The organism is Halorubrum sp. Ea1, from assembly GCF_002252965.1.
GTDB lineage: Archaea > Halobacteriota > Halobacteria > Halobacteriales > Haloferacaceae > Halorubrum.
Genome location: NZ_NHPG01000067.1, coordinates 1 through 18,847, shown reverse-complemented (window position 1 = coordinate 18,847; position 18,847 = coordinate 1). Strand labels below are relative to the sequence as shown.

Below are 18,847 nucleotides of genomic sequence, written 5' to 3'. Positions count from 1 at the left end.
TCCCGGCGAATCCGTGCGCGGGGCCGTCGCGTCCCGTCCGACCCGTCACGCGCCGCCTCGGGACCGAGTCGAGTCGAACGGTTCAAGTATTCGCTGGCTGTTCGTACCTGTATGAAAGACCAGGGACGCTCCACGCGCAAGCGGACGGGCGGCCGACTCAAGCACGCCTCGAACAAGAAGCGCCACCAGCTCGGCCGAGAGCCCGCCGAGACCACCGTCGGCGAGACGCGGGTCCAGTACATCGACTCCCGCGGCACGGAGCGGAAGGTCCGCGCGCTCTCGACGAACGTCGCGCAGGTCGCCGACGGCGGCGAGGTCAGCGAGGCCGAGATCGAGAACGTCGTCGACAACCCCTCGAACGTCAACTACGCCCGACGGAACATCGTCACCAAGGGCGCCGTCATCGACACGTCCGCCGGCCGCGCCCGCGTCACCTCGCGTCCCGGCCAGACCGGGCAGGTCAACGCGGTCCTCATCGACTGAGCCCGTTCGCTTTCTGAACGTATTTACCGTTCGACGACGACGAGCGACGCGTGTACCTCGGCGTCGACGAGGCCGGCAAGGGGCCCGTGCTCGGACCGATGGTCTCGGCGGCCGTGTTCGCCGACCCGGCGAGCCTCCCGGCCGACGTCGACGACTCGAAGCGGCTCTCCCCCGAGCGACGCGAGGCGATGGCCGAGACGATGCGCGGAAGCGACCGCGTCGCGGTCGGGGTCGCGTTCGTGGAGCCCGCGGAGATCGACCGGCCCGACACCGACATGAACACGCTCACGGTCCGCGGGCAGGCGCGGGCGGTGCGAGCCGCGCTCGGCGAGATAGCGGGCGTCACCGGCGTGGAACGTCCGGCGGAACCGGTCCGCGTCGTCGCCGACGCTGGAGACACCAGCGAGGCGCGGTTCGCGCGTCGGCTCGGTGCGTTCGCCGAGGGCGGTGACGACCTCGGCGGTAACGATACCGGCGGCGGTGACCCCGAGGACGGCGGAAGAGTGGTCGTCGACTCCGAGGGCGACGAGTCCGCCGCCCTCCCTCCGGTCGACGTCGAGGCCTTCCACGGCGCCGACGAGGCCGACCCGGTCGTCGGCGCGGCGAGCGTGGTCGCGAAGGTCGCGCGCGACGACCGGATGGCGGCGATCGACGACGGGTATCCGGGATACGAGGCCGTCGGGAGCGGCTACCCGAGCGACCCGACGACGCGGTCGTTCCTGCGGGCGTACGTCGCCGACAACGGCGACGTCCCGGAGTGCGCGCGCCGGACGTGGTCGACTTGCGACGACGTGTTGGCGGCCGCCGAGCAGTCGGGGCTCGACGACTTCTAGACGAGCGCCGAGACGGCCTCGCTCACGGCGCCGATGAACGTCTCCCAGACCGAGAAGCCGGCGACGATCGAGAGGACGGTGTCCGCCCCGAAGAAGGCGAACAGCACCGCGGACGCGATGTGTGCGCGCCGCACGTCGAAGCGGTGGGCGAACGTGTGGAAGAAGTACGCGTTGGCGAGGCTGATCGGAACGATCGCGAGCATCTCGCCGACCCATATCGCGGAGGTCGCCCCGTACTGCACCGCCAGCCCGATCGTGACCAACTGCGTCTTGTCGCCGAACTCGCCGGTGGCCATGAGCACGAATATCGGGAGGAAGCCGCCGAACGACCCCTCGTACCGGTCGAGCGGACCGGGGAGCGAAACCGAGTCGAGGTCGGCGTAGTCGGCGTCGGCCGCCGAGGAGTCCGGCGTCTCGGCGCCGGCGGCCGGTGGCTCCGTGCCGCCGTCGCTGGACGCGACCCGTCCGGGGTCGCGATCCGGCATCGACCGGTACAGCAGGTACGCGAACGCGAAGAACAGGGCCGCGGTCACGACGTCGAGGACCACCCCCGGCAGCGCCGACTGCAGCGCCTGCCCGAAGACGATCTCGATCGCGGTCCACCCGGCGAACGCCGACGCGGCGGCCGCGACGACGACCTTCGGGTCGTAGCGCGTCGACAGCGCGGCGATCATGAACTGAACTTTCTCGCCGGGGAGCACGGCGATCTGGGCCACGAACGCGACGATCAGTATCTCCGAGTAGCTCATGCGTCCCCCGATCCCCCGCACTCGCCGGTCGCGGCGGTCCGATCGCGAGCGCCCGCCTGTCCGGCGTCCGTCGTTCCGGTCCGCGGATCGGTCCGCGGATCCGTCCGGTCGATCGGTTCGGGGCGGTCGTCGGTCGTCACGTGGCGGTTAGATCGGTCTAAAACAATAGTTTGTCGGCTCTCGATTCGCGCCGGCGATCCGCACGCGACGCGGAGCGGCACCGCGTCGCTCCCGCGTCCCCTCACCGGATCGTCAGCAGACGGCGGAGGATGTCCCCGTAGGCGGGCCGGGTGATCAGGACCCCGATCAGGACGCCGAGGATGGTGAAGATCGCGAACCCGGAGAGGTCCCCGAGCGAGAGCACCATCAGCGGCGACATCGCGACGATCGTCGTCGCGGCGGCGGCGCCGATGACCCAGAAGGCCCGGCGGAACCGGGAGTTGAACACCTTTCGTGAGTTCACCTCGCCCTCGCTCATCACCTCGTCGGCGATGATCACCAAGTCGTCGACGCCTGTCCCGACGACCGCGATGAAGCCGGCGATGACCGCCAGCTCTATCGGATAGCTCACGAGCGCGGCGAAGCCGAGCAGGGCGTACACCTCCGCGAGCGCCGTGACGATCATCGGCAGCGCCACCGCGGGCTCGCGGTAGCGCAGGAACACCATGCCCGCGACCGCGAACACCGCGAGGATCCCCGTCACCAGCGAGTAGTTCTTGTAGTTCTCCCCCTGCGCGGCCGAGATGGTGCTGGAGGTCCCCTCCCCGCTGATGTCGAGCTCGGCCGGCAGCGCGCCGGCGCGCAGGTTGACCGATATCTCCTGCGCCGTCGTGAATTCGGGCGTGGTCAGCTCGAAGTTCGGGGTGTCGGCCCACGAGCCGCTCGCCATGCTGTCGGCGAGCCCCGGGTCCATCCCGAAGGAGTTGACGACTTCGCCGTCGACCGTGAGCAGGAGGCAGGGGTTGGAGTTCCCCAGTTCGCCCGTCTCGGGGTTGTACTCGCAGCGGTCCGCCTGGGACTGGTACGCCGAGGCGAAGCCGCGGTCGGCGACGGCCTGCTGGAACTGCTCCGCGGGCGACGGCTGGCCGTCGGAGGCGGTGTTCCTGACCGTCACGGGGACGTACGATCCCGTGCCGCGGTCCCGCTGCGACGCCGTCCCGATGTTCTCGAAGTCCTCCTGCGTGAGCACCGCTTCATCGACGGCGGTGCCGTTATCGCTCGGATACGCGATGTCGATCTGGACCGTCCCCCGCTCCTGCAGCAGCGAGACGACGTCGCTCCGGCCTTCGCCAGGCACCTCGACGAGCATGAAGTACTCGCCGGTGAGCGACTGGACCTGCTGGACGCTCCCGCCCGAGAGCCCCGCCTCGTTGATCTTGCCCTCGATGATGCTCTGGGTGAGGTCGCGGGTCTCTGCGGTTACGCCGGGGCGGATGCTCTCGTAGGAGTAGCCCGAGGCGTCCATCGCCGCGCGGAACTCCTCCTCGCTCACGGACGGGTCGGTGACCTCGACGGCCTGCTCGTCCTCGCCGAAGCTCGATCCGACGTCGCGGAGCTGCACCCCGTCGAGCTCGTCGGCGACGGCCCGTTCGACCGCCGGGGGATTGTCGCCGGCGAAGTCGACGCCGGTGGCGGTGTACCCCTTCAGGGGGGCCCGGACGCGGGTGCCGCCCTCCAGGTCCAGCCCGTACTGGAGGTTCGTGATTCCCTGGCTCGCCTCGCTCTGGTTCTCGCCCGGCGCGGTCTCCGGGGCGAACTGCGGGGCGAACAGCGCGACCGACGCGCCGACCACGACGACGACGAGCAGCAGGATGCGCCAGTTGTTCTTGATCGGTTCCAACATCAGCGCTTCACCCCCTCGAACTTGTACCAGCGGAGCAGCGAGACGTTCAGCAGGTACGTGTTCATCAGGTCGGCACAGAGGCCGACCGCGAGGATGATCCCGATGTTCCGCAGCAGGTCGACGCCGAAGAGGGTCGCGACGATCGCCATCACGATCATCGCGGCCATCGACGTGAGCGTCATCGTGACACCGGTCCGCATCGCGCGGCTCACCGACTCGTAGAAGTCGCCCGTCCGGCGTAACACGGAGTTGTTCAACAGGATGTCGGAGTCGACGCTGTACCCGATGATCATCAGGAGCGCCGCGATCGTCCCGAGCGTCATCTGGATCCCGAGCAGGTTCATCACCGCGACCGGGATGACCAGGTCGGAGAACGCCGAGGCGACCACCGCGAGCGAGGGGATGAACGTCCGGAACAGTGCGAACACGAGCACGCTCATCCCGAGGAACGCCAGCGCGACCCCGAACACCGCGGTCCGGGCCGTGTCGCTGGCGAAGCTCGGCGACACCTGGTCGACCGCGGTCGTGGCGAGCCCCGCGTCGTCCGCCTGTTGCGCGAGCTCGTCTGCCAGTCCCTCGGGGTCCTCGTCGGCCGCGCGGAAGGTGACGACGTACACGTCGTCGGCGGGGATCGACCGGATCGAGTCGGGCCGTCTGTCCAACTCTGTTTCGATGCGTTCCTCGACGTTACCACCGTCGTCGGCGATCCGGAGCTCGACGCCGCCCGTGAACGCCAGTCCCAGGTTCGCCGGCGCTCCCGTGACGAGATACCATCCCAAGATGATCGCGAGCGCGAGAACGAGGACGGCGAGCGGGATCGCCACAAGCTGCCGGTTCGAGTACTCGGTGTAGTTGACCTCCGGTGCCTCGATCGCTACCATAAATACCGGTTCCTGCGCGGGCGCGAATAAGCCTTCTCACTCGGCCGCGAGCCGGCGCGTTCGGTCGGTCGCGCTCGGGCGAGCGCGGCGCGGATCGCCGAAACGAACTAACCGAACGGCGTGTTACCATCACCCATGAGTACACCCGAAGCGGCCCGCGTCGTCCTCTCGTATCCCGAGGGGCTCAGCGACTGGGGCCGCGACCAGATCGAGACGGACCGCTACCGGTCGTACTTCGCGCGGGTCATGGACGATGTCGCGGTCGGCGACGTCCGCGAGGAGTTCGTCGACGTCGGGTGCTGCGGAGACAGCCTCGACGTGCCGTTCCGCGTGGAGCGGATCGAGGTCGACGGCGACCCGGTCGACGCGGCGGCCGTGACGGCCGAGACGACCGTCGACTACGAGGCGCGTACCGGCGACGTCGACGGCGGCTGGCGGGTACAGAGCGCCGCCGGTCCGTCGGACCCGGCCGCCGGAGTCGACTGAGTCAGGGCATGTAGCGCACGCTGACCACGCCCGGCTCCGACCGGATCTCGACGCGGTTCACGCCGAGCCGGGCGGCGCGGGAGAGCGTCGCCTCGCGGTCCTCGATCACGTCGGCGACCGCGCTCTCGGTGTCCGACTCGGGCGGCGTCAACACGTGGACCTCGCCCTCGCCCGCGCGCGGCTCACGGGCGAGCTCTCCCGTCGGCGTCTCCGCCGCGAGCTCGCGCTCGTGGACGGTGGGCGGCTCCTCGCTCTCCTCGATCGAAAGGCGTCGGCGCTCCGCGACGTCGATCACCCGATACGTGACCTCCATCGGCGGATCGGGCGCGACGGTGGCCTCGACCGCATCGTCGGCCTCGAGTCCGGGGTTCGAGCTCAGCGTGTGTACCTGTCCGTCGTGGACGTCTTTCAGCACCGCCGAGCCGCTCTCGACGTGCGTGACGAGGAACGTGCTCTCCTTGCCGTCCGTCGGCTCCGTCCCGTCGGCGTCGTCCGGCCCATCCGCGTCGGTGCGCTCCGGCTCATCGGTCATTGCTCCGTGGTAGGTGGCCGACCCTTTTCGGGGTTTCGAGCCGCGTCAGTCGTCGTCGACCGGTGGGTCGTCCGCCGAAGTCGGGGGTTCGCCCGCGCTGTCCGCGTTGTCGGCCGCGCCGTCGCCGGTGACACGGAGCCGGTAGTGGATCGCGAACACGGTGACCGCGGCGGCGGCCGGGGGGACGAAGCCGGCGAGCCGCGGGAGCGCGTAGAGGGCGTTCACGACCGCGGACTCGGTCGGGTCTCGCAGCGCCGCCGGCGCGGAGATCACCATGCCGACGTACAGCGACAGGAGGAACAGGAAGCCGCCGTACGCCATCTTCCGGTCGTATCCCGACCGCACGGGGTCGCCGCGGCGGTGGCGACGCGCGACGAACAGCAGCGGCGCCAGCAGCGGCGCGACCGCGGCGAAGCCGGCGATAACGTACAGCGACCGCGAGAACAGGAACGTTCCGCTCTGCACGTCGGCAGTCTCCGCCATCCAGACGACGAGCGCGAGGGTGACGACTGTCGCGATCAGCCCGGCTGTGAGCGCGCCGACCACCCCGTAGACGCGCATGGTCCACGACTCGGTGTGCCGGATCGCGTAGGGGATCGCGCCGAACACCCCGCGGTAGCTGTCTGCCATCGACGCAGATAGGGCCGACGCCGAATTAAACCCCTCGTCGGCGGACGTGGGATTTTAAATTCTCGCGACGGAAGCGTCTCACGTGGGCCTGTACGACGCGTATCTCGCCGTCCGCCACCGACTCCACGACGGGGACCCCCCCGAGCACGTCGCGATCGTCATCACGGAGCGGGACCTCCTCGCCGACGGCGCGTTCGACACCCTCTCCGAGGCGCTCGGGTGGGCGCTGGAGTACGGCGCCCGGCGCGTCACCGTCTCGGTCTCGGTGCTCGACGAGTCAGTGGTCCCGACGCTCGCGAGAGAGCTCCGGCGGCTCGACGCGCCCGCCCCGTTCGTCGTTCGCGGGCCGGACGACGCCGACGGGGAGCAGAGCGCAGGCGGCGAGGCGAGTGGCGCGGACGGCGCGGCGGGTGGCGCGGACGGCGAGGCGGGTGGCGCAGACGGCGACGACGCCCCCATCAGAATCACCGTCGGACTCGGCGGAAAGGCCGAGTTCGCGGCCGCGGTCCGCGAACTCGCGAGCGACGTCGACGTCGGCGAGCTCGATCCGGCGTCGATCGACGCGGACGACGTCGCCGACCGGCTCGTGTTCCCGGAGGAGCCGGACCTCGTTATCAAGACGGGCGCGGAGCGGCTCTCCGACTTCGCGATCTGGCAGTCGGTGTACGCCGAGCTCTACTTCACGGACGTGAACTGGCGCGACTTCAGGCGCCGCGACTACCTGCGCGCGGTCCTCGACTTCCAGGACCGACAGCGGCGGTTCGGACGGTAGCCGGGTCGGCGCGGGAAGAGCGGTCGAGCCCTACCAGACGAAGCGGAACAGGATCGTGAACGTGACGAGCGCGCCGACGGTCGAGAGGATCGGAACGACGTTCTGCATCAGGACGACGCGCGCGCTCGTGCTCGGGTTGAACAGGTCCGACGCCGAGGGGATGTCGGTCGGGTCGCCCTCGCCGATCTTGCCCGTCCCGTCCGCCTTCAGCGCGCCGACGGACACCTTCGGCTCCTTCTCGCCGCTGATCCCCTGCCGCACCGTGACGGTCCGGGTCGCGCGCCCCCAGCCGAGCCCGACGATCGACATCGTCGCGATGATGACGAACGACGCCGGGATCCCGACCGCCGAGAGGCTGATGACGATCCCGGAGGAGACGCAGGCGACGACGATCGCCGCGGTCAGCGGGAGGTCGGTGATGTCGTTGCCGAGCGTGTCGAGCGTCCGCCGGGCGATCGTGAACGCGCCGACCGCGACGGCGGCGCTCCCGAGCAGGATCATCGGCGTCATCTCGACGTTGTCGAGCGCGACGAGGGGCGCGATCGCGTTCGCGATGTTCGAGGTGCCCGACGAGAACGCCATCAGACAGCCGATGGCGATGACGACGAATCCGCCGAAGAGCTCGCGCCGGGTCGTGTTCGGGCCCGCCACCGGCTTCGGGACCAGCCCGGAGCGGTCGAACTCGAACAGCGCCCCCTCGGTGCTGTCTATCGCCACCCAGTTGTCGATGGCCGGGTAGAAGTAGCGCCCCACGACGCCCGACACCCAGAAGCCGATGATGGGCGCGACGATCCACCAGATGGCGATCTCGCCCATCACCGCCCGGTCGAGGGTGCCCGTCGCGAGCCCGAGACCCGCGATCGCCCCGACGGCCGTCATCGACGTCGACGCGGGGACGCCGGCGAAGTTCCCGACGAACAGCGCGCCGCCGATGAAGAAGAGGACCACGATGCTCGTTTCCAGCGTGAACACGTTCCCGCCGGTGACGAGGTCCTCCCCGAGCGTCGTCACGACGCGCTGTCCGAGCGTCCCGGCGCCGATGAAGAAGAAGATCGACATCAGCGCCGCGGCGCCCGACTTCGAGAGCACTCCCGATCCGACGGCCGGCCCGAAGGCCGGACCGGTCGTGGCGCCGCCGATGTTGTACCCGACGAACGCCGCGACCACGAAGCCGACGAGAAGTAAGACCTCAATCATATACTCGCTACAACGACACACGTCCGGTTAAGCGGACAGGTTCGCGCCGAGGATAGCGGGCCGCTCTCCCGGCGGCGGTTCGTCGGATAGAGACGCCGGACACTGTCGGACGGAGTCAGGGCGGTGCACGACCGAAGGGAGTTCGTCGAACGGAGTGAGACGAACGTCGACTGACGGAGTCAGTCGGAAGTGCACCGGCCGAGATTTGAACTCAGAATCAGACGTGCTCGCTCACTCCGTTCGCTGCGCGCGACTGATAGCGTTCAAATCACTCGGCGATTTCTCTCACTACGTTCGAGAAATGCACCGGCCGAGATTTGAACTCGGGTTGCAACCATGGCAAGGTTGCGTGATACCACTACACTACCGGTGCGTGCTTCGCACCTGCAGATTGGTCGGAGGTTCACTTAAACCTGTCACATCGGGACGGCGCCGGGGTCGGACCGCTTCGCCCGCGCGGCTCACTCCGTCCGCGACGCCGCGATGTCCGCCCCGTGCGACCGGACGAGGGCGGCGAACGCCTTCGCCTCCGCGTCCGCCTGCATCGCGTCGTCCCGCCGGTCACGCACCCGTCGCTTGACCGTCCGCAGCGCGTCCGGCTTTCCGTCCGCGATGACGTCGGCGACCGCGCGCGGGTCGTCGACGACCCGGGAGACGAGCCCGGTCCGGAGCGCCTCGTCGGCGTCGAGGACGCGGCCCGAGAGCGCGAACTCGAGGGCGTCGCCCTCGCGCATCACCCGCGGGAGTCGGACCGTGCCGCCCCACGCCCCGAACAGGCCGAACTCGACGCCCGGCTCGGCGAACGTCGCCGCGGGCGTGGCGGCTCGGACGTCGGCCGCGAGCGCGAGTTCGACGCCGCCGCCGCGGGCCGCGCCGTCGATCCCGCAGACGACGACCGTGTCAGCCGCCGCGATCGCCGCGGCGGTGCGCTGTCCCCGCCGAGCGAACGACGCCGCGTCGGCCTCGTCGTCTCGGTCGAGGCCGGCGACGGCGTCGAGGTCGGCGCCGGCACAGAAGGCGTCGCCGGCGCCGCGAAGGTACGTGACGGGCGTTTCGGCGCGGTCGACGGCCCGCCGGAGCGCGTCTAGGTCCTCGGGACGGAGGGCGTTTCGCCGCTCCGGGCGGTCGATCGTGACGACGCGGACGCGGCCGTCGGTGCTGGTGCGGATCACGCCGTCGTATCCCGGCGGTTTCCAAAGGTCTTTGCCCTTCGCTCGACTACCTCGTGGCAATGGACGATGCCGCGCGAGCGCGTGAGGCCGCTCACGAGGCGCTCGCGGACGTCGAGCCCGAGCAACTGCGCGAGGCCCTCGAGAGCCGTATTCTGGACGCCGCCGTGACGCCCGGTGTTCTGGCGCTCGTCACGGCCCGGGCGGTCGACCCCGACGTGCGCTCCGACGAGCTCGTCGACCGGGCGGCGGGCGTGCAGCTCATCTACGAGGGACTGCGGCTCACCCGCACGGTGGCCCACGAGGAGCCGTGGCTGACCGCGCCCACCAGCGAGACCGACATCGACGCCGACATGGACGTGCTCACGGCCGACGTGCTCGTCTCGCGCGGCTTCTCGCTGCTGGCGTGTACCGACGCGGCCGGCGCCGCGGTCGAGGTCGTGCGCGCGTTCGGCCGAGACCAGACGCTCCGCGACCGCGATGGGACCGACCCCGCCGCGGCGGCCGCGCTCGACCGGAACCTGGAGGTCGACGCCCTCGAACTGGCGGTCGTCGCCGGCACCACGGCCGTCGGCGGCGACCCGCCGGAAGAGCTACTGACGTACGCCCGCGAGCTGGCGGCCGACTACGACGGCGAGTTCCCGCCGCCGGGGCGTGCGCTCCCTGACGCGACCGCCGACCGGATCGCCGACATCTCGGACCGCGCCGTGAGCGCGACGGACCGGTAAGACGGACCGGGAAGGCGGACCGAGAATGCGGACCGGGAAGGCGAATCCCGACCCCGCGACGGCGTCGCCGGCGTCCCCTCGGATCGGGCGACGACTCGGCGGCGGATCGAAACCCATAAAGTCGAATCCGGTCAACGACTGATTGCGTGCCTGGGTAGCTTAGCGGTAAAGCGCGTCCTTGGTAAGGACGAGACCCCGAGTTCAAATCTCGGCCTAGGCTCTTTCTCCGGTTCGTTCCCGCGCGAACACGGTCCCGTCCGCGACGCGGTCGGCCCCGCTCTGCCCCGCGGCGACCGTGCGACCGTCGTCGTGGCGGGATTCACTACGGTTATGATGTGGGCCGCAGTACCACGACCATGGACCTCGACTCCGTCTCGACCGTCACCGTCGACTCGTACAGCACGCTCGTGGACATCGGCTCGCAGGAGGCGGTGCTGGAAGCGCACGTCGACGGCCTCGACGACGCCGAGAGCGTCTCGCAGCTGTGGCGCGCGCAGTACCTCCAGTACTCGATGATCGCGAACGACATCGACGCCTACCGGCCGTTCTGGGAGCTCATCGGACAGGGCCTCCGATACGCCCTCGAAGCGAACGGACACGACGTGCCGGAGGCGACCCGCGACGAGATCCGGCGCACGGTGTACGAGGACGAGCTGTCGATCTTCGACGACGTTCGGGACGGGATCGGGCGGATCGCCGACCTGGGGTACGAGGTGTACATCGTCTCGAACGGCTCGCCCGAGATGCTGGAGCACCTGGTCGCGGCGGCGGACCTCGGCGACGTCGTGACGGACGCGATCAGCGCCGACGAGGTGGAGACGTACAAACCGGAGGCGGGGATCTACGAACACGCGGCGGAGCGGACCGACACGCCGATCGGGGAGATACTGCACGCCTCCGGCGGCGGGATGCGCGACGTCTGGGGCGCGAAACACGCCGGCATGTCGACCGCGTGGGTCTCCCGCCCCGGGGAGACGCTCCCGACGGAGGAGCTGGGTTCCGAGCCGGACCTCGTCATCGAGGGGTTCCACGACCTCGCGGACCGGCTCGAGTGAGCGGTCCGGTCCTGCCGATCAGGACGCTTTCGACGGACGCCGCGGGCGTCGCGGGCGACCGACGGCTCGCGCAGTCGCAACGCCGATACCCGTGGCGGACCACGGTCCGGCCATGACCTTCGCCGACCTGTTCGAGCGGGCCGCCGACCGCGACGCGACCGAGGACGCGGTGCGCGTCGCGCTCGCGGATCGCCGATCTGGCTCCGGGAGCGGGGGAGAGTCCGACGACGGCGACGCCGAGAGCGACGCCGACGTCTCCCCCGCCGACCGCGAGCCGAGCCCCGCCCGCGTCGTCGCCGACGCGGACGTCCTCGCGACGGACCTCCTCGTCGGCGGCGCGGCCCGCGAGGCGCTCGACGCGCTTCGCGCGCACTCGTGGACGACGCTCGTCGCCAGCGACGCCCTGCTCGACGACGCCGAGGCGGTGATCGCCGAGATCTCCGACGCCGACCTCGCGGCCGACTGGCGCGACGCGGTCGAGGCGTGGCGCGAGCCGACGGCGCATCCCGCGGGCGACCACCCTGCGCTGGCGTCGGCGTACCGCGGCGCCGCGATGCAGGTCGTGAGCCTCGACCCGTCGCTCACGGGGGCGGAGGCCGCCGCCGGGCTCCGCGACCGCCTCCCCGTGAGCGTCCGGGAGCCGCGGGCGTTCGCGGCGGTGTTCTCAGCCGAGAACCTCTATCCCGAGGCGGTCGGCGGCGAGTATCCGGGGCCGGACCGCGACCCGCGCTCGATGGCTCCGGTCGGACGCGGCGAGGACCAGCACCGATAAACGACCGCCGCCCCGACTGACGGTAATGAACGATTCGGACGCGACCGCGGGAGAGGGGGGCGGCACAGAGGGGCTCGCCGAGGGCGACGCCCCCGAACTGCCGGCCGACCTCGGCGCGGTCCGCGAGGCGCTCGTGGAGTGGTACGAGGCCGACCACCGCGACTTCCCGTGGCGGCGCACCGAGGACCCCTACGCGGTCCTCGTCAGCGAGGTGATGAGCCAGCAGACGCAGCTCGATCGGGTGGTCCCCGCATGGGAGGACTTCCTCGACGAGTGGCCGACGACGGTCGACCTCGCCGCCGCCGACCGCGGCGACGTGGTCGCGTTCTGGTCCGACCACTCGCTCGGCTACAACAACCGCGCGAAGTACCTCCACGAGGCGGCCGGACAGGTGGAAGAAGAGTACGGAGGAGAGTTCCCACGGTCGCCCGGCGAACTGCAGGAGCTGATGGGAGTCGGCCCGTACACCGCGAACGCGGTGGCGTCGTTCGCGTTCAACGACGGCGACGCGGTCGTCGACACCAACGTGAAGCGCGTCCTCCACCGCGCGTTCGCGGTGCCGGACGACGACGCGGCGTTCGGTCGGGTCGCCTCGCGGGTCATGCCCGACGGCGAGTCCCGCGTGTGGAACAACGCGATCATGGAGCTCGGCGGCGTCGCCTGCGGCACGACCCCGCGCTGCGACGAGGCGGGCTGCCCGTGGCGGGGGTGGTGTCACGCGTACGAGACCGGCGACTTCACCGCGCCCGACGTGCCCGAGCAGCCGAGCTTCGAGGGGAGCCGGCGGCAGTTCCGGGGGCGCGTGGTCCGGACGCTCGGCGAGTACGACGAGCTGCCGCTCGACGAGCTCGGACCCCGGATCCGGGTCGACTACGCGCCCGACGGCGAGCACGGGCGAGAGTGGCTCCGCGGGCTCGTCGACGACCTCGCCGACGACGGGCTGGTCGACGTGGACGAGGGAGACGACTGTGCGATCGTTCGCCTGCGGGACTGAGTCCTCGGCGTGCCCGCTCGCCGCCCGGAGAGGTGCCGAACGTGTGAACCGTCACCCGTTTATCACCGGAGCCGGAACGAACGGGTATGAGCGAAACCGTCGACTCCGACCTCTACACGCGGACGAAGGCCCTGCTGGAACCGGGCGACATCGAGCTTCTTGGCTGTATCGTCCACACGACGCTCGGCGGCCAGGAGGACTTGGAGATGCACGATCTCACGGTCGCCGCCAACGACGTCATCGCCGACCACGCCGACAAGGGCGAGGCGTACATCGAGGCCGGCAACGACGACACGAACTTCTCGTCGAACCAGTTCCAGGGGCTCACCCTCGACGGCGAGGAGTTCGTCTGGGAGTGCCAGCAGCTCCTCCGTGACGGCACCTTCGACCTGGTGTTCTACTACGAGGCCGGCGTCGATCAGGAGGCGCTCGCCGCGGACCTGACCGCGCTCGATAACGTCGACCGCGTGACGCAGGTTCCCTGACGCGGCGGTGCATCCGCCCCTACCCCTGCGCCCGTGAGCGAAACCGTCCTCATCCCCGGCGGCCGCGACGTTCGAGCCACGCTCGACACCGCCGCGAGCGACGGGAGTCGCGCCGACGCGGTCGTCGTCGCCTGTCCCCCGCACCCGCAGCAGCGCGGCCGCCGCGGCGACGAACGACTGACCGCCGTGAGCGACGCGCTGACCGGCCGCGGGATCGACTGCCTCCGGTTCGACTACGGCGACTGGGACGAGGGGTACGGCGAGAGCACGGACGCCGACAACGCGGTCGCGTGGGCGGCCGAGCGCTACGAGCGGGTAGGCTTGTTCGGCTTCTCGTTCGGGGCGGCGGTCGCGCTCGTGACGGCCGCCTCGCGCCCCGGTCTCGCCGGCGTCTGCGCGCTCGCGCCGACCGCTCGGCTGAATCCCGACGTGGACGCGGTCGCGGCGCTCGACGACCTCGTCGACCTCAGCGTGCCGACGCAGGTCCTGTACGCGACCCGCGACTCGACGGCGGACTGGGAGCCGGTCGTCGAGCGGGCGAAGGAACTGGGAATCGAGACGAAAACGTTCGAATCGGACCACTTCTTCGTGGGGCGCTCGGGGGACGTGGGTGAGGCGGTAGCGGCGTTCTTCGAGCCGCGGCTGGTGGCTGACGGTGAATAGAGGTTAGTCGGAAACCGCCGCGGTGCGACGAGCCCCTCGCCCGAGATTTTTATCCCGTTCGTCCCCAAGGCCATGGGTATGAGTTCGGCAGGTCCCCAAGGACTCCAAGCCGTCCCCGAAGAACTACAGGACCGCGAGTCGTGGCTGGATCCCTTCGACTGGTACGAGCGGATGCGCGAACGGTCGCCAGTCCGGTACGATCCCGACCGTCGAACGTGGGACGTCTTCCGGTACGAGGACGTGAAGCGCGTGTTGGACGACGACGACGTGTTCTCGGCGGACCCTCGGGAGGCGGACGACTTCGTCGAACCCGAAGGACCGGGGGAGGGGTTGATCCTCGACACGATGTTGTTCGAGGACCCGCCCCGCCACGACGAACTCCGAGGTGTCGTCGACGAGTGGTTCCAACCGCGGACGCTCGCCGACCGCGAACCCCACTTCCGAGAGCTGGCGGGCGAGTTGCTCGACGATGCCGTCGGGACCCACGGAGAGATGGACGTCGTCGAGGACCTCGCGTACCCGTTCCCGGTGACGGTGATCGCCGAACTGCTAGGAGTCCCGCCGTCGGACCGCGACCGGTTCAAGACGTGGTCGGACACGATCGTGGAGGCCGCAAGCGACGATGAGGGCGCGGACGCCTTCGCCGAACGCCAGCAGCAGACCCAGATGGAGATGGCCCAGTACTTCCTGGAAATGATCGAAGATCGCCGCGAGAACCCGCAAGACGATCTGCTCTCCGTTATCGTCACCGCCGAGTCCGACGCGGGGGGACGGCTCTCCCGCGAGGAGGCGCTCGGGATGTGCATCCTGCTGCTCGTCGCGGGGAACATCACGACGACGAACCTCATCGCGAACGCGGTGCGGTGTTTCGCCGAGGCGGACCCGGATCTGGTCGACGAGTTGCGCGGGGACGACCGCGCGCTCACGAGCGCCGTCGAGGAAGTGCTGCGATACCGGTCGCCGGTGCAGGCCATGAGCCGGGTCGCTACAGAGGACGTGACCATGCGCGGCGAGACCATCGAAGCGGGCGACCGGGTCATCGCTTGGATCGGCTCCGCGAACCGCGACGAACGCCGGTTCGACGCAGCCGACACGTTCCGACCTGACCGCTCGCCCAACCAGCATATCGCGTTCGGCCACGGCACCCATTACTGTCTGGGGGCACCGCTCGCTCGGCTCGAGGCCAAAGTCGGGCTCTCGGAGCTACTCGACCGCGTCGATCGCGTGCGGCTCACGGAGACGCCCCTCGAGCCGACGCGAAGTTCGTTCATCTACGGCGTCGAATCGCTACCGATCCGATACGACGAGAGACGGTAGATCGCCCGCCCGAAGCGACGGTGCCCCGTGCGGGACCGACCGTCGGTGTCGCCCGGTGAACGAAGGGGCAGTTATAAGCCCGCCACAGACGACGATCGTGACCCGTGAGAACACTTCTCGATGAACTGAAGGGGCGGGTCGCGGATCTCGTACCGGCGCGAGCCTATCCCTTACTGAAGGGCGCGTACGCCTCGATATATTACGAACCGGATCGGGTCAAGACCCCTCACGCGAGGGACTCCGTCCCCGAGACGCTCTCGGAGGAACACGTCCGAGACGCCGAGGTCGTCCCGGCTCGAGAGGACATGCTGGAAGCGTTCCCGCGGGGCGGACGAGTCGCGGAGTTGGGGACAGACGAGGGGGATCTCTCCGAGAGGATTCTCTCGATAACGGACCCCGACGAACTGTACCTGATCGACGTCTGGGGGTCGAAGGAGTTCAGTGACCGGAGCGTGGAGGAGGTGGAAAACAGATACGCGGACCGGATCGCGGACGGAACCGTGGAAGTCCTGCCGGAGCGGCCGGACGTCGCGCTCGACCGCTTCGAGGACGGCTTCTTCGACTGGGTGTACATCGACACCACCCACACGTACGAGCAGACACAGAGGGAACTGGAGATCGCCAGGGAGAAAGTGAAATCCGACGGCGTCATGGCCGGACACGATTACTGCCTCGGCGACGTCCCCGCGGGGCGGTGGTACGGCGTCATCGCCGCGGTTCACGAGTTCTGCGTCGAGTACGAGATGAAGCTGACGCACCTGTCGCTGGAAACGCACGGCCACAGCAGTTTCGCGATAGAGCGGATCGACCCGTAGACCGGTCCGGTCGGCGTCCGTCCGACGCCCGGTCGGCGTTCCGTCTCAGTTGTAGCCGCGCCAGCGACGCCCGCACTCCTTGCACTTGAAGAAGCGCGTCGGCGGTTCGTCGGCGGCGCCGGTCTGTTTGATCGTGTACCACGCCTCGCCGTGGCCGCACTCGTCGCAGACCACGTCGGTCGCGGTCGGCTTCCCCTCGAAGTTCGCGCCCTCCTCCGTCTCGATCACCTCGTCGCCGGTCTGTTCCGTGGTCGACTCGAAGTCGGCGGCGAGCGCCTCGTCGCGCTCGGCGGTGCCGCCGCAGTCGTCGCTCTGACACACCATCTCGCCGTCGACGGAGACCATCATCGAGCCGCAGTCGTCACAGAACTGCATATATGTATCTCAGTAGGGTATCGAGCGGTTTAGCTCCCCTGACTGCGCTCGGTACGCGTATGCTGTTCGCTTAAAAACAGTCGGTGTCGACAGCGCGGTGAACGCTTCCAAAGCCCCAGCCGCGAGGCGGGCGCAGGCGACGTAAGCACTGGAAGGAGCGAGCACCGCGAGCGACTGAAGCGCGCAACGAGCGTGCGTCCGCCTCGCGACTGCCCCTTTGAGTCCCGCCCGACCGCACGGCACCGAACCTCACGCCTCCCCAGCCTCGTCGCTGGCGCGTTCCGCGCCAGCGACTCCCTCGCGCGTGCCCCTCGCGCCCTTATCAGGGCGCTCGGCGGCACGCGCCGCCGCACCGCCGTTCATTTATCAGTCGTCGCCGGTGTCTCCGACGCGCTCCCACGCGAGGTGGGCGACGATCCCGAGCAGGAACGCGACGCCGAGGTTCGTCGCCAACGCGACGAGACCGATCGCGACCGAGAGCGCGACGTTCTCGGAGTCGAGGGCGTTGCGCGCGAGCGAGACGGCGACGATCGCAAGGAGCGCGCCGAGCATCGCCACCGGGAACGCGCCGAGGAGGCCGGGCGTCGCGAACGGGACGGCGAGGAGGTAGCCGACGCCGAGGACGACGTTCGCGCCGCCGGTGCGCGCGCCGAACGCGTGCTTGCCGGCGACGCCGTCGCAGCCGTGACACATCGGGATCCCGCCGAGCGGCACCGCGAGCAGGTTCGTCGCGCCCATGCTCGCCGACAGCTCGTCCGGCGTCACCTCGGCGTCGAACAGGTCGGCGAAGAGGAGCGACGTCGCGAGCGCGGCGTTGCCGATCGTCATCGCGAGCTGCGCGACGACCCCGTCTGCGGTCGACCGGGTGACCGCCGCGGCGAGCCCCGACAGCGACGGGGTCGGCGGCGCCCCGGGCCACTGCGGCGCCGGCACGCCGACGGCCACGACCGCGATCGCGACGCCCGCGACCGCCACCGCGAGCGCGCTCGCCGTTCGGTGACCGGCGAGGGCCGCGAGCGCGGCGATCGCCACGCCGACGGCCGCGAGGAATGGGTCGCCGATCGCGAGGTCGACCCCGGTCTGCAGGAGGATCAGCCCGACCGCGAGCTGCACCCCGCGGATCACCGGCTCGCCGATCCAGCGCTCCACCCGCGCGAGCGTCCCCGTAAGCCCGATCGCAAGGAGGAGCCCTCCGAGGATCAGCCCGGCGAGCGCGAGCTCGGCGTACGTCAGCGCGCCCGCGATCGCCAGCGCCGCCAGCGCCTTCATCGGCTCGACGGACACCGGCAGTCCGTACCGGGCCCCCCAGACGATCTGGAAGACGCCGAAGCCGGCGAGCGCGTGCGGCAGCGACACGTCGGTCAGCAGCGCCAGCGCGACCACGAGCGGGATGACGGTAATCGAATCCCCTATCGCCCCGGTGAGCGCTCCCGGGCCGAACTCGATCCCGCGCCGGCGCGTCGCCTCGACGATTCCCACGATGTGAGCCGACTCGCGCCGAAGGCGCTTGAGAGTGTTCAGAAACCGTTGCCGGGATCGCTCGGCGTCGGCGTAACTGGTTTCAGTTCACTCGCCCGAGTCGAACGTCGGGTCCTCTTCGGAGACCATCGGGCAGTTCCGCACGCGGAACTCGTCGAAGCCGACCGCCTCGAGGATGCTCGTCCCCTCGTGCGCGCACGCCACCTCGGGCGGCGAGGTGAAGTGCGGGCACTGCTGGCAGTACGCCCGCTTGGAGACGACGTGTTCGGTTTCTCCGCCGCCGGAGACGAACGCCGCGTCTCCGAACGCGTCGCCATCCTCCGCGTCCGCGTCGAGGGACTCCCAGACGTCTTCCTCGGCCGGGCCGGCGACATCCATCCGCTCGAACGCGTCGTCGAGGTCGGCCCCGGAGTCGGCGGGACCGAGCTCGTCGAAGGGGTCGTCGCGCCGCGTGCCGGAGGCGTTTCCGGGCGGAGACGAGTCGGACCCGAGATCGACAGGGTCGGGGTCGACGGGGCCCCGCTCGACGTGGTCGTCGACGGAGTCGACGGTGGCTCCCTCGTCCGGGTCGTCTCCCGCGACGCCCGCG

23 protein-coding genes and 2 tRNA genes are annotated in these 18,847 nt (G+C 70.0%); 13 read left to right on the top strand and 12 right to left on the bottom strand.

Features of this window, described 5'->3' with window-relative positions; translation table 11 throughout:
- Positions 1-111 precede the first annotated feature (111 nt).
- On the top strand, positions 112-483 hold the full coding sequence (locus tag DJ73_RS08965) for a 30S ribosomal protein S8e (RefSeq protein WP_094527355.1): 372 nt from the start codon (positions 112-114) through the stop codon (positions 481-483).
- Between the two features lie 50 nt (positions 484-533).
- Positions 534-1,316 (top strand): ribonuclease HII, encoded by a 783-nt coding sequence (locus tag DJ73_RS08960; RefSeq protein WP_094525700.1) that lies wholly within the window; start codon positions 534-536, stop codon positions 1,314-1,316.
- Here DJ73_RS08960 and DJ73_RS08955 read toward each other — a convergent pair.
- The 4 genes from DJ73_RS08955 to secF form a co-directional block, all read right to left on the bottom strand.
- Positions 1,313-2,065: a TMEM165/GDT1 family protein gene (locus DJ73_RS08955; protein ID WP_094557805.1), complete on the bottom strand. Its 753-nt coding sequence runs from the start codon at positions 2,063-2,065 to the stop codon at positions 1,313-1,315. The genes DJ73_RS08960 and DJ73_RS08955 overlap by 4 nt on opposite strands.
- The gene (locus tag DJ73_RS20290; protein ID WP_176451107.1) at positions 2,062-2,205 is read right to left on the bottom strand and encodes a hypothetical protein; all 144 of its coding nucleotides are present in this window, start codon (positions 2,203-2,205) and stop codon (positions 2,062-2,064) included. The genes DJ73_RS08955 and DJ73_RS20290 overlap by 4 nt, the downstream gene beginning before the upstream one ends.
- 101 nt (positions 2,206-2,306) lie before the next feature.
- Entirely contained in the window at positions 2,307-3,908 is a 1,602-nt protein-coding gene (locus DJ73_RS08950) for a preprotein translocase subunit SecD (protein WP_094525698.1), read from the bottom strand.
- Complete coding sequence (gene secF, locus DJ73_RS08945; RefSeq protein WP_094557804.1) at positions 3,908-4,789, bottom strand: protein translocase subunit SecF; 882 nt, start codon at positions 4,787-4,789, stop codon at positions 3,908-3,910. The genes DJ73_RS08950 and secF overlap by 1 nt, the downstream gene beginning before the upstream one ends.
- Before the next feature lie 135 nt (positions 4,790-4,924).
- Between secF and DJ73_RS08940 the strand changes: the two genes are divergently transcribed.
- Complete coding sequence (locus DJ73_RS08940; RefSeq protein WP_094527353.1) at positions 4,925-5,275, top strand: hypothetical protein; 351 nt, start codon at positions 4,925-4,927, stop codon at positions 5,273-5,275.
- 1 nt (position 5,276) lies between these two features.
- Here the strand turns inward: DJ73_RS08940 and DJ73_RS08935 are convergent, their stop codons facing one another.
- Together DJ73_RS08935 and DJ73_RS08930 are read right to left on the bottom strand one after the other, a co-directional pair.
- Positions 5,277-5,807, bottom strand: coding sequence for a DUF5812 family protein (locus DJ73_RS08935; protein ID WP_249269059.1), 531 nt, complete (start codon positions 5,805-5,807; stop codon positions 5,277-5,279).
- Positions 5,808-5,852: 45 nt separating this feature from the next.
- Positions 5,853-6,437 carry a hypothetical protein gene (locus DJ73_RS08930; RefSeq protein WP_241881530.1) on the bottom strand — a complete coding sequence of 195 codons (585 nt, stop codon included), beginning with the start codon at positions 6,435-6,437 and terminating at the stop codon, positions 5,853-5,855.
- Between the two features lie 82 nt (positions 6,438-6,519).
- Here DJ73_RS08930 and DJ73_RS08925 point away from each other — a divergent pair, with 82 nt between their 5' ends.
- Complete coding sequence (locus tag DJ73_RS08925; RefSeq protein ID WP_094557803.1) at positions 6,520-7,209, top strand: undecaprenyl diphosphate synthase family protein; 690 nt, start codon at positions 6,520-6,522, stop codon at positions 7,207-7,209.
- Between the two features lie 30 nt (positions 7,210-7,239).
- Here DJ73_RS08925 and DJ73_RS08920 read toward each other — a convergent pair whose 3' ends face one another.
- The 3 genes from DJ73_RS08920 to DJ73_RS08910 form a co-directional block, all read right to left on the bottom strand.
- A complete protein-coding gene (locus DJ73_RS08920) occupies positions 7,240-8,406 on the bottom strand; it encodes an inorganic phosphate transporter (RefSeq protein WP_094525690.1) in 1,167 nt (388 codons plus the stop codon).
- 302 nt (positions 8,407-8,708) lie between these two features.
- Positions 8,709-8,779, bottom strand: a tRNA-Gly gene (locus tag DJ73_RS08915).
- A gap of 88 nt (positions 8,780-8,867) precedes the next feature.
- Positions 8,868-9,578 (bottom strand): enoyl-CoA hydratase/isomerase family protein, encoded by a 711-nt coding sequence (locus tag DJ73_RS08910; protein WP_094557802.1) that lies wholly within the window; start codon positions 9,576-9,578, stop codon positions 8,868-8,870.
- Between the two features lie 59 nt (positions 9,579-9,637).
- Between DJ73_RS08910 and DJ73_RS08905 the strand changes: the two genes are divergently transcribed.
- The 9 genes from DJ73_RS08905 to DJ73_RS08865 all read left to right on the top strand — a co-directional run bounded on the left by DJ73_RS08905 (position 9,638) and on the right by DJ73_RS08865 (position 16,404).
- Complete coding sequence (locus tag DJ73_RS08905) at positions 9,638-10,303, top strand: hypothetical protein (protein ID WP_094525686.1); 666 nt, start codon at positions 9,638-9,640, stop codon at positions 10,301-10,303.
- 148 nt (positions 10,304-10,451) lie between these two features.
- A tRNA-Thr gene (locus DJ73_RS08900) sits at positions 10,452-10,523 on the top strand.
- Positions 10,524-10,659: 136 nt separating this feature from the next.
- Positions 10,660-11,358 (top strand): haloacid dehalogenase type II, encoded by a 699-nt coding sequence (locus DJ73_RS08895; RefSeq protein WP_094527350.1) that lies wholly within the window; start codon positions 10,660-10,662, stop codon positions 11,356-11,358.
- A 112-nt stretch (positions 11,359-11,470) separates the two neighbouring features.
- Positions 11,471-12,130 (top strand): hypothetical protein, encoded by a 660-nt coding sequence (locus tag DJ73_RS08890; RefSeq protein ID WP_094557801.1) that lies wholly within the window; start codon positions 11,471-11,473, stop codon positions 12,128-12,130.
- A 25-nt stretch (positions 12,131-12,155) separates the two neighbouring features.
- On the top strand, positions 12,156-13,124 hold the full coding sequence (locus tag DJ73_RS08885) for an A/G-specific adenine glycosylase (protein WP_094557800.1): 969 nt from the start codon (positions 12,156-12,158) through the stop codon (positions 13,122-13,124).
- Between the two features lie 86 nt (positions 13,125-13,210).
- Entirely contained in the window at positions 13,211-13,609 is a 399-nt protein-coding gene (locus tag DJ73_RS08880) for a DUF5778 family protein (protein ID WP_094525678.1), read from the top strand.
- Between the two features lie 33 nt (positions 13,610-13,642).
- Positions 13,643-14,272, top strand: coding sequence for a dienelactone hydrolase family protein (locus DJ73_RS08875; protein WP_094557799.1), 630 nt, complete (start codon positions 13,643-13,645; stop codon positions 14,270-14,272).
- 78 nt (positions 14,273-14,350) lie between these two features.
- Complete coding sequence (locus DJ73_RS08870) at positions 14,351-15,589, top strand: cytochrome P450 (RefSeq protein WP_094525674.1); 1,239 nt, start codon at positions 14,351-14,353, stop codon at positions 15,587-15,589.
- Positions 15,590-15,693: 104 nt separating this feature from the next.
- On the top strand, positions 15,694-16,404 hold the full coding sequence (locus DJ73_RS08865; protein WP_094557798.1) for a class I SAM-dependent methyltransferase: 711 nt from the start codon (positions 15,694-15,696) through the stop codon (positions 16,402-16,404).
- 45 nt (positions 16,405-16,449) lie between these two features.
- Here DJ73_RS08865 and DJ73_RS08860 read toward each other — a convergent pair whose 3' ends face one another.
- The 3 genes from DJ73_RS08860 to DJ73_RS20940 all read right to left on the bottom strand — a co-directional run.
- Positions 16,450-16,779, bottom strand: a complete 330-nt coding sequence (locus DJ73_RS08860; RefSeq protein WP_094525670.1) for a transcription factor S — start codon at positions 16,777-16,779, stop codon at positions 16,450-16,452.
- Positions 16,780-17,145: 366 nt separating this feature from the next.
- Positions 17,146-18,258, bottom strand: a complete 1,113-nt coding sequence (locus DJ73_RS08855; RefSeq protein WP_094557797.1) for a putative sulfate/molybdate transporter — start codon at positions 18,256-18,258, stop codon at positions 17,146-17,148.
- An 87-nt stretch (positions 18,259-18,345) separates the two neighbouring features.
- Positions 18,346-18,847 (bottom strand): hypothetical protein (locus tag DJ73_RS20940; protein WP_254921625.1); only part of this gene is annotated, 502 nt, incomplete at its 5' end.

Bases quoted from the DNA above. Each gene is read 5' to 3' on its own strand.
- DJ73_RS08965 (WP_094527355.1), top strand. From the start codon at position 112: ATGAAAGACCAGGGACGCTCCACGCGCAAGCGGACGGGCGGCCGACTC.
- DJ73_RS08955 (WP_094557805.1), bottom strand. From the start codon at position 2,065: ATGAGCTACTCGGAGATACTGATCGTCGCGTTCGTGGCCCAGATCGCC.
- DJ73_RS08950 (WP_094525698.1), bottom strand. From the start codon at position 3,908: ATGTTGGAACCGATCAAGAACAACTGGCGCATCCTGCTGCTCGTCGTC.
- secF (WP_094557804.1), bottom strand. From the start codon at position 4,789: ATGGTAGCGATCGAGGCACCGGAGGTCAACTACACCGAGTACTCGAAC.
- DJ73_RS08940 (WP_094527353.1), top strand. From the start codon at position 4,925: ATGAGTACACCCGAAGCGGCCCGCGTCGTCCTCTCGTATCCCGAGGGG.
- DJ73_RS08935 (WP_249269059.1), bottom strand. From the start codon at position 5,807: ATGACCGATGAGCCGGAGCGCACCGACGCGGATGGGCCGGACGACGCC.
- DJ73_RS08930 (WP_241881530.1), bottom strand. From the start codon at position 6,437: ATGGCAGACAGCTACCGCGGGGTGTTCGGCGCGATCCCCTACGCGATC.
- DJ73_RS08920 (WP_094525690.1), bottom strand. From the start codon at position 8,406: ATGATTGAGGTCTTACTTCTCGTCGGCTTCGTGGTCGCGGCGTTCGTC.
- DJ73_RS08905 (WP_094525686.1), top strand. From the start codon at position 9,638: ATGGACGATGCCGCGCGAGCGCGTGAGGCCGCTCACGAGGCGCTCGCG.
- DJ73_RS08895 (WP_094527350.1), top strand. From the start codon at position 10,660: ATGGACCTCGACTCCGTCTCGACCGTCACCGTCGACTCGTACAGCACG.
- DJ73_RS08890 (WP_094557801.1), top strand. From the start codon at position 11,471: ATGACCTTCGCCGACCTGTTCGAGCGGGCCGCCGACCGCGACGCGACC.
- DJ73_RS08885 (WP_094557800.1), top strand. From the start codon at position 12,156: ATGAACGATTCGGACGCGACCGCGGGAGAGGGGGGCGGCACAGAGGGG.
- DJ73_RS08880 (WP_094525678.1), top strand. From the start codon at position 13,211: ATGAGCGAAACCGTCGACTCCGACCTCTACACGCGGACGAAGGCCCTG.
- DJ73_RS08870 (WP_094525674.1), top strand. From the start codon at position 14,351: ATGAGTTCGGCAGGTCCCCAAGGACTCCAAGCCGTCCCCGAAGAACTA.
- DJ73_RS08860 (WP_094525670.1), bottom strand. From the start codon at position 16,779: ATGCAGTTCTGTGACGACTGCGGCTCGATGATGGTCTCCGTCGACGGC.